Below are 7237 nucleotides of genomic sequence, written 5' to 3' on the forward strand. Positions count from 1 at the left end.
TTAAAAAGCCTTGAGGGTGAGCCAAGTATCCACGATGGGGCAAACCAAAGGAAGGAACTCCCAAGTGGCAGGCTAAACTGCCTGAAGAATACTTGGTTAGCTCCTTTTCAGAGTGGAGGGGCAACTAAGGTCTTGGAGGACAATGCTTTGGGAATTATTAAACACTCTGCATAGCATGTTATACCATCAAGACGAACACTACTACCACCATAGTTAACTATTTTACACTCAAAATCACTACTAAATAGTTAACTCATACACACTTGCTTGTTAACTATTTTTCATAATCAAAGCCCTCAGATATAGTTAACTCATATGTACCAATACTTCAATGCTACCATTCCACTATTTCCAGATATCACTATAGCAAAACACCACGATATCACGAGATATGATTTTAGTTTACCTCTGAGCTAAAAGTTGGTAAGGAATGCTTAAAAATGCGAGGTAGGTAGTGGGTAGGTTTCTATCTTATAATAGCTTTGAAAATAGGATGGGAGGAGTGACTATGGCGTATTTAAAAGGAAGAACTTTAGTCTATATGGTAGTACTGTTATGGTTCATGCTAAAAACCGCATTTGCAGAAAGTTTGCCAAATCTACAAAAAAACAAATACGAGGTGGTAAAAGCTACAGAGGGTAGAGAGCTTACTGATAAACAGAAAACTAAGATTTTTGAAGATATGGGGATCTGTAGAAAGATTTTCAAGGATCCTGATGATAAGGATATTGTATGTAAAGCAGACACGGTTAAAGTTGTAGGAAGACCTGCCGAAATTAGAATAAGGCAGATTATAAAGGGAAACTTTTTAGGAGACGGTTCAGAAGTTGTCTTGATTAATGCAGATTCCTATGATTTTACAGGTGCGGAAGGCATCACTGGCTTTTACATCATATTAAAAAACGGCAAAGTGGAGAAAATTTCTCCAAAGCGCAATCTGGAGTTCTATTTTTTGAAGTTTCCTGGCAAAAACGAAGAACTTTTACTTGTGCGTGTTAGAGAGTATGTAAAACAAGCAGGTGCTACAGATTACCTAAACACATGCAAAGTATCAAAGGCTAAGAAAGATTATTATCTTGAGTGTTATGATATGTCTGAACCTGTTTACAAAAGGATAATCTCTAAAAATCCTAAGCTAAAGAAGATAGCGGAGGACCTAAATACCGAAAGTTATATAGAGGTGGTAAAAGCATACTATATAGGTAGTAATCCAAACCAAAGTGAAGAGCTGGTAGTAGATATTAAATATGACATTGAAAACGAAGAATTAAACTTCCACAAGAGCTTTGCAGATACCATAAGACTGAAGACAGAAGACTTTTATAAACTCAAAAAGAAAAAGCTTAGGTTGGGATATTAAATTTCCAGAGGTCTTTAGCTAAGTGTTTTTCAGAAGTCGTTAACCTCTTTACCCGCTTTTCCGTATAAATAGTAGTAAGGAGGGTTAAAGCATGGATTACTTGGTTTACGCAGTCTATGGGTCAAACCTTCTCAAAGAGAGGTTTTTGGCCTACATAAAAGGCGGCGAGTTTGAGGGCAGGGAATACAGTGGGTGCATGGACAAGACGGAACCAGAAGACTTGGGTTGGAGGATTGTGCCCTACAGGCTATACTTTGCGAAAAGGTCTCCAAGGTGGGACAACAGAGGCGTGGCTTTTTTGAGCTGTGAAGAAGAGCCTAACCCAGAGTACCACACAGTTGTTAGACTGTGGAAGATAAAGCAGAGTCAGTTTGAATGTATCTGGGATCAGGAAGGTAGGGGTTTCTACCACAAGAAGCTGACGCTTGGGGAGATAGACGGTATGAAGATAGTGACTATAACAGGTTGCCACTACCAAGAGCGTAACGAACCTTCCGAAAGGTACTTGAATGTGATAAGGCGTGGGCTTAAGGAAACTACTGGTTGGGACGATGAAAAGATTGAAGATTACTTGAGGAGGTTCATATGAGAGTTGAGGACTTTATAAAAGCAGTAGAAGAAGCTGGGTTTAAGTTTATAACTGATAACATCACTAACGATAAGCCTGAGGTGATCTTAAATACCCATGCTCTTCATATCTTCCTACCCAAGGACGGATCTATTAGCCTTGAAGACTTTATAAAGGAGCAAGGAGAGAAGCTTTTGCAAGTGGTCACGAAGCTAAGGGAGTATAAAGAGGAAGCAAAGCGTGTGCCACTATACGAACACGAAAACTTAAGGGAGATAATTGAATCCTATATAGAAGAGTTTTCTAAGACCTTAGGCGTCAAGCCTGGTGGCATAAGCATAACGCGTATGGGAAAGAGTTGGATTAGGTGTGTAGATAACTTTTTTATATTCAGTGAATTCCTAAAATACCTACCAGAGGAGCTCATAAGACACGTAGTAGCTTGCGGGATGTGCTATCTTGCGGTAAAGAACAACGGACCTGAGCTTCAGTCGCTCCTTAAGAAGCTGGACCCTGATGCAGAACGCCACATACATATGATCAAAGTGTACAGAGTAGCTATAGAGAAAAAAGAAAGGTTATAGGGAAACGGGGCATCTGCCCCGCATACGCTTCAAATAAGGACTTGGGATCTTTTTTTGATCTTCTTTAGCTTTTTCCACACCCAAACCCTTGACTTTCCAAGAGCCTTGGCACACTCTTTTATGCCGTGGCCCTCTTGTAAAAGCTCAAGGAGTTTTTTCTCATTTTCCTCCTTGGCTAACTTCTCAACGAGAGAAGAGTACTCCACACTTGCAAGCTCTGGGTCTTCCTTCCCCAAGAGCTCTGCAAGTGTAAAAGTGCCATCCTTACTCTCGTACTCATAATCTAAGGAGAGAAAAGGCTTCTTCCACCTTTCCCACTCCTTCTGTGCATAGCCCTTTGCGTAAGCCAACGCAAAGGTCTCAATACTTGCTCCCTTGGTAGGGTCATACCTTCTCAGGGCGATGACTATCCCTTCAACCGCCGCTGAGTAAATCTCATCCCGAATATACTCGGGATACTTAATAGCCACACGAGTGGCTATACGGTGAATTGCAGAAAAAGAGAGCATTTATAAATGAGTGCTTAAAAACAGGAACACAGACAGAATCTCTTATTCAGTTATAAAGATGACAAGGGGCCAAAAAGACCCCTCCGTTATCCCTTATGCATATTATATGCTCAAATCACCTCACACTCAAGTGCTTTCACAAAGTTCCCTGCTATCTGGTAGTGCTTACTTGCCTCTCTTAGAAAAGTCCTTTCTTTGAGATTTCTTCCCAAGTTCTCCAATGCCCTTGCTAAAAGCAAGTGTTCTACTTTATTCTGAGGCTTTAGTCTGTCTATTTCCTTCAATGCAGGCTTATAGGCATCTTCGTTGTAAAGTACTCCTTGGGAGTAAAAGATGGCAACTCCGTAAGGAGAGATTTTGTAAAACTCCCAGTAAATGGCTTTTTCCATCAGGTCTTGTTTTACCTTTTCTGGAAGATCCTTTTGTGAGTTAATCGCCTTTATAAATTCTTCTGACCTTTCTTTAGAGCTTAGCCCAAAGGGACTAAAGTAGTCCTCCTCGTATCTTCCCTGTTTGAAGTGAGCCAAAAACTCACAGTAGGGAATTTCCACTATTAGCTTACTCTCATAGGGTCTGTATCTGTCTCTGGCAAACATCTCGTAGTAGCCATATCCCATGCCCATAGTCATGACTGGATCGTATCCAAATGCCAAGTAGTCAAGCAACTCATATTTGTCGTTTAAGTCTAAGGTCCTTTCTTCCTTTTTGTCCCTTCTGCTTGCCAAGGTAAAGTATGCAAAGGTAAGGCTATTGTGTATCTTTCTTATGAGGCGTCCATATTCCTTAAAGTCTGGATTTGTCAAAACTACTTCTGGATTGTCTTCCATAAGCTTTTTAAACTCTTCCTCTTCTCCTGCGTTCATAACCATATACTTGTAAGGGTCTTCCCCTTCAAACATAGTCAGGTCTGGACTTTCTTGATGACCCATAAGGTCATTTAGAACAGACCTGACCATACTCAAAACAGGCTCGGAAAAGCTAAGCTTTCCAAGCCTGTAAGTTCCCTCTGCGATAGCATCGCAGAGTAGTCTATCTGCGGAAGAAAGCTCTTCCGCAAACCTTTGTAGCTCTTTTAGTGTCTTCATACTACTAATATACCCAGAACTTAGAAAAAGGTTAACTACTTTGCTTTTTTCTCGTATAAATAACAGTAGGAGGAGGCTTTGTGATGAAAACAAGAGACCTTTTTTGTTTGGCTCAATTAAACTTAACACTCATTCACCCTTCCTTATCTTTTACAACAGTATTACTGGAAAAAGACCTTGAAGAAAAGGATAAGGAAGGACTGATACACACATTTCTTATACTCTCCAGAGCTTGGCAGTGGCAGATGATAAGTCGGTATTCTCAAGACCTATTTGAAGATGTGCTTTTATCAGAGTATTCAAAGCTTAAATGGGTAAGCCAGGAAGAAATTTTAGCAAGCGTGCCCCTTTCCAAATATGGTTGGAAACTTATAGAAAAAGATAAGGAAGTAGAGTATTTAATCAAAGACTATGCAGTGCGACTTCTAACCTATGAACTTATCCGTTGCTATTCCCAATTAGACCTTGAGAGTCTTGCTAACGTTCAGTCCAAGAATAAACTGTTTGACCTCCTTCTAATACTTTCAAAAGAACCCTCTCCTGAAGCATATTCCATTATAGGAAACAGAATGGGAATGAAAATAGAAGTTTCCCATAGCATCATAAAAGTGACTAACATCTAATCACTCCCCCACCTTCTTACCTTCCCATAGCAACCACCTTAGCCACCATACACCTTTCCACCTTGCCATCAGAATAACGGAAACCTTACCACCAGTTATTCAGGTAGTCTTTAAGTTTTTCTTTTTGAGGATCAGAAGCATGGGAAGAAGAACACAAAGAAGAAACCGCTTCCTTTATCAGTTTTCTTGCAGATTGTCTGTTAAGTTCTGGACTTAGTCTCAAATCACTACGCTTTAGAAACTCCTCAAGAAGGGTAGCCAGAAGGAAGCCTACATTCCCAACCAAAAACCTATTGTAAAGCTCTGCATAGATTTCCTTATCCACATCAAGGACTATCCTCTTCTTCTTCATAGGAAACATTATAGTGAAAAATGTAAAAATGTAAAGTCGTTAGCTATAACGGATTTTCTGTTAATAGAGATTTCATTAGCTATGACCTACCTAAAAATGTAAAGATGTAAAAGAAGAAGCAGAACGAATATAAGCGTTTAAAAAATCCCAAAGCCTTGATTAACAAGACCTTGGTCGCCCCTCCACTAAGCTCAGATAAAGCGTCTGATACCACTAAAGCATTCTTCCTCTTGGGAGATAGTTGAATTTGAAATTAGGGTTTCTCGAAAATATAAAGATGTAAATACAAAGGTTTATTATTACAAAGCGGAATTTCTTTTTCCTTTATCTCTAAAAGTATTTTTCTTTCTATAGCCTCTTTTTTAATTTTCTCTTTTATATCTTTTGGAATAGGCTCGTCATATGTAGAAAAAAATAAAAGTTCTTTACACTCGTTGGCTTCAATGAATTTATTAATTGCTTCTATTAAACTACCATCTTTCACATAGTCTTTATTGCCACCACCATTAAATCTTTCTTTAGCTTCTATCCAAAGACACTCTCCATCATGTTTAATAAAAAAATCAAACCTTTTTCCTCTTTTTCCTTTTTTTCCTGAAGAAAGTTTAGGTTCAGGTTCTACAATATGATCACGAAATATCTTACGAAATCTAAGGAGAAGTCCTGTAGTCATCCAACCTTCACATTTATATTGTTTTTTTTGGTTTTCCATTTCGCCCTTTTACATTCTTGATTTCTATAAACCCTTCCTTGTTTTCCTCGATAAAATCCGCTATTTCTTTTATAACACAATCTACAAGCTTAGACATTTTTTACCTCCTTAGCGAACTTTGATAATAAAAAATATATATCTAAACCTCACTTAAACAACAAAATCAAAACCAAAACCAAAAGAATAGCATTAAGCACAAGAGAAAGCATAAAATAGTTCCTTGCACTTTTGAGTTCCATCTTAATCTTTTCCTTCTCTTTTTCCTCTTCCCATAGCTTTTCTCTTAGCGTGTTGTTTGCCTCTTTAAATTTCTCAAGATATTTAAGTTCTCCCTTTAAGTGTTCAAGTTCCATCTTAATCTTTTCCCTCTCCCTTTCCTTTTCCATTAGTTGTTCTTTCAATGTGTTGTTTTCCTCTTTGAGCTTCTCAAGGTATATGAGTTTTTCCTTTGTGTGTCCAAGTTCTTCAATTAGTCGTTCTATAAGTGCGTGATCTCTTACCGCTTTGCCAAGAGATGTGCCAGCCAGAGATGGAGTATCAAAGGATTGGTCTGCTATGAGTTCCAAAAGGCTAAGGTTTCTATCCAAGGAGTGTCCAATGGCTATGTAAAATGGCTTTGAAAGTTCAAGAATAGCCAAGGCACTTAGCAGTCCCCCCACTTTTGATAGTTCCTCCTGAGAACCTCCTCCTCTTACAAGAAAGATGGCATCAAACTCCTGATCTTTTAACTCTTGGATTGTTTGAGCTAACTCCTCATCTGACAAAGAGGTTTCTATAAAAGAAAACTCCACTCTGTTTCTGAACTCTCCAATGCTTTGGAAAAATCCCCTGTAAAAGTCTTGTTGCGTTTGTGCAGATCGTCCATGGATTACCACAATCCTCAATGGATTTGCTATCTTAGGAAGCTCGTGAATGAGAATTCTCTCTTTTCTACTCTGCCTTAAGCGTTCTAAAAGCTCTAATCTTTGACTTGTTTCCTGCCCATCTTCAAGCACCTTGAAAGCTTTGACATTCAAGCGTGGATATATGCCTCCCCCAAGCCTGTGAAGGTAGTAGGTCAGAAAGCCTTCTACTTCAATTTTTGCTCCAAGAGGTAGATCAAACTCTTCTGGAAAGTTCAGATCAATGGCATGTTCTCCATCAGAAAGCTTAAGATAGCCTCTTTCTTGCTTTAGAATGCCTACCGCTTTAATGACATCTCTTTCAAGTTTTGATTGAAGGCTATCAAAAATCTCCTTTGGTGTAAGGTAGCTCACCTCTTTCCCTCCTTTGTAAAATTATAAGAGGTGCTTCACAGCACTTTTTAACTCCCTGATCAAGTTTTCCACAAAAATGGAGTTAAAAACTATGAGACTGTTTAAAAAATAGCAAAAAAGCTCCCCACAATGGGGAGATAATATTAGAATGAGAAACAAAAAACACAAACAGATCGTAAAGTTCATAG

10 protein-coding genes are annotated in these 7237 nt (G+C 38.8%); 4 read left to right on the plus strand and 6 right to left on the minus strand.

What is annotated here, in order from left to right; genetic code table 11:
• Window positions 1-508 precede the first annotated feature (508 nt).
• The 3 genes from CP948_RS07050 (at window position 509) to CP948_RS07060 (ending at window position 2512) form a co-directional block, all read left to right on the plus strand.
• Window positions 509-1360, plus strand: coding sequence for a hypothetical protein (locus CP948_RS07050; protein ID WP_096602795.1), 852 nt, complete (start codon window positions 509-511; stop codon window positions 1358-1360).
• Between the two features lie 91 nt (window positions 1361-1451).
• Window positions 1452-1949, plus strand: coding sequence for a hypothetical protein (locus tag CP948_RS07055; protein ID WP_096602797.1), 498 nt, complete (start codon window positions 1452-1454; stop codon window positions 1947-1949).
• Complete coding sequence (locus CP948_RS07060; RefSeq protein ID WP_096602798.1) at window positions 1946-2512, plus strand: YgjP-like metallopeptidase domain-containing protein; 567 nt, start codon at window positions 1946-1948, stop codon at window positions 2510-2512. The genes CP948_RS07055 and CP948_RS07060 overlap by 4 nt, the downstream gene beginning before the upstream one ends.
• Window positions 2513-2541: 29 nt before the next feature.
• Here CP948_RS07060 and CP948_RS07065 read toward each other — a convergent pair whose 3' ends face one another.
• Both CP948_RS07065 and CP948_RS07070 read right to left on the minus strand, forming a co-directional pair.
• Window positions 2542-2982 carry a sigma-70 family RNA polymerase sigma factor gene (locus CP948_RS07065; RefSeq protein ID WP_180764106.1) on the minus strand — a complete coding sequence of 147 codons (441 nt, stop codon included), beginning with the start codon at window positions 2980-2982 and terminating at the stop codon, window positions 2542-2544.
• 149 nt (window positions 2983-3131) lie between these two features.
• Complete coding sequence (locus CP948_RS07070; protein WP_096602802.1) at window positions 3132-4106, minus strand: hypothetical protein; 975 nt, start codon at window positions 4104-4106, stop codon at window positions 3132-3134.
• 83 nt (window positions 4107-4189) lie between these two features.
• Between CP948_RS07070 and CP948_RS07075 the strand changes: the two genes are divergently transcribed.
• On the plus strand, window positions 4190-4729 hold the full coding sequence (locus CP948_RS07075) for a hypothetical protein (RefSeq protein WP_096602804.1): 540 nt from the start codon (window positions 4190-4192) through the stop codon (window positions 4727-4729).
• A gap of 85 nt (window positions 4730-4814) precedes the next feature.
• On the opposite strand, the gene CP948_RS07080 is transcribed toward CP948_RS07075, so the two are convergent.
• The 4 genes from CP948_RS07080 to CP948_RS07090 all read right to left on the minus strand — a co-directional run bounded on the left by CP948_RS07080 (window position 4815) and on the right by CP948_RS07090 (window position 7049).
• Window positions 4815-5081 carry a hypothetical protein gene (locus tag CP948_RS07080; protein ID WP_143441278.1) on the minus strand — a complete coding sequence of 89 codons (267 nt, stop codon included), beginning with the start codon at window positions 5079-5081 and terminating at the stop codon, window positions 4815-4817.
• Between the two features lie 253 nt (window positions 5082-5334).
• Window positions 5335-5793, minus strand: coding sequence for a hypothetical protein (locus CP948_RS07085; RefSeq protein WP_096602808.1), 459 nt, complete (start codon window positions 5791-5793; stop codon window positions 5335-5337).
• Entirely contained in the window at window positions 5768-5890 is a 123-nt protein-coding gene (locus CP948_RS09015; RefSeq protein ID WP_274536694.1) for a hypothetical protein, read from the minus strand. The genes CP948_RS07085 and CP948_RS09015 overlap by 26 nt, the downstream gene beginning before the upstream one ends.
• Window positions 5891-5939: 49 nt before the next feature.
• Window positions 5940-7049, minus strand: a complete 1110-nt coding sequence (locus CP948_RS07090) for an exodeoxyribonuclease VII large subunit (protein ID WP_096602810.1) — start codon at window positions 7047-7049, stop codon at window positions 5940-5942.
• Between the last annotated feature and the right edge of the window lie 188 nt (window positions 7050-7237).

This window comes from Hydrogenobacter hydrogenophilus (genome assembly GCF_900215655.1).
In the GTDB taxonomy this organism is placed as follows: Bacteria; Aquificota; Aquificia; order Aquificales; family Aquificaceae; genus Hydrogenobacter; species Hydrogenobacter hydrogenophilus.

Coding starts and splice junctions, on each gene's coding strand:
- CP948_RS07050 (WP_096602795.1), top strand. CDS start 509: ATGGCGTATTTAAAAGGAAGAACTTTAGTCTATATGGTAGTACTGTTA.
- CP948_RS07055 (WP_096602797.1), top strand. CDS start 1,452: ATGGATTACTTGGTTTACGCAGTCTATGGGTCAAACCTTCTCAAAGAG.
- CP948_RS07060 (WP_096602798.1), top strand. CDS start 1,946: ATGAGAGTTGAGGACTTTATAAAAGCAGTAGAAGAAGCTGGGTTTAAG.
- CP948_RS07070 (WP_096602802.1), bottom strand. CDS start 4,106: ATGAAGACACTAAAAGAGCTACAAAGGTTTGCGGAAGAGCTTTCTTCC.
- CP948_RS07075 (WP_096602804.1), top strand. CDS start 4,190: ATGAAAACAAGAGACCTTTTTTGTTTGGCTCAATTAAACTTAACACTC.
- CP948_RS07080 (WP_143441278.1), bottom strand. CDS start 5,081: ATGAAGAAGAAGAGGATAGTCCTTGATGTGGATAAGGAAATCTATGCA.
- CP948_RS07085 (WP_096602808.1), bottom strand. CDS start 5,793: ATGGAAAACCAAAAAAAACAATATAAATGTGAAGGTTGGATGACTACA.
- CP948_RS09015 (WP_274536694.1), bottom strand. CDS start 5,890: ATGTCTAAGCTTGTAGATTGTGTTATAAAAGAAATAGCGGATTTTATC.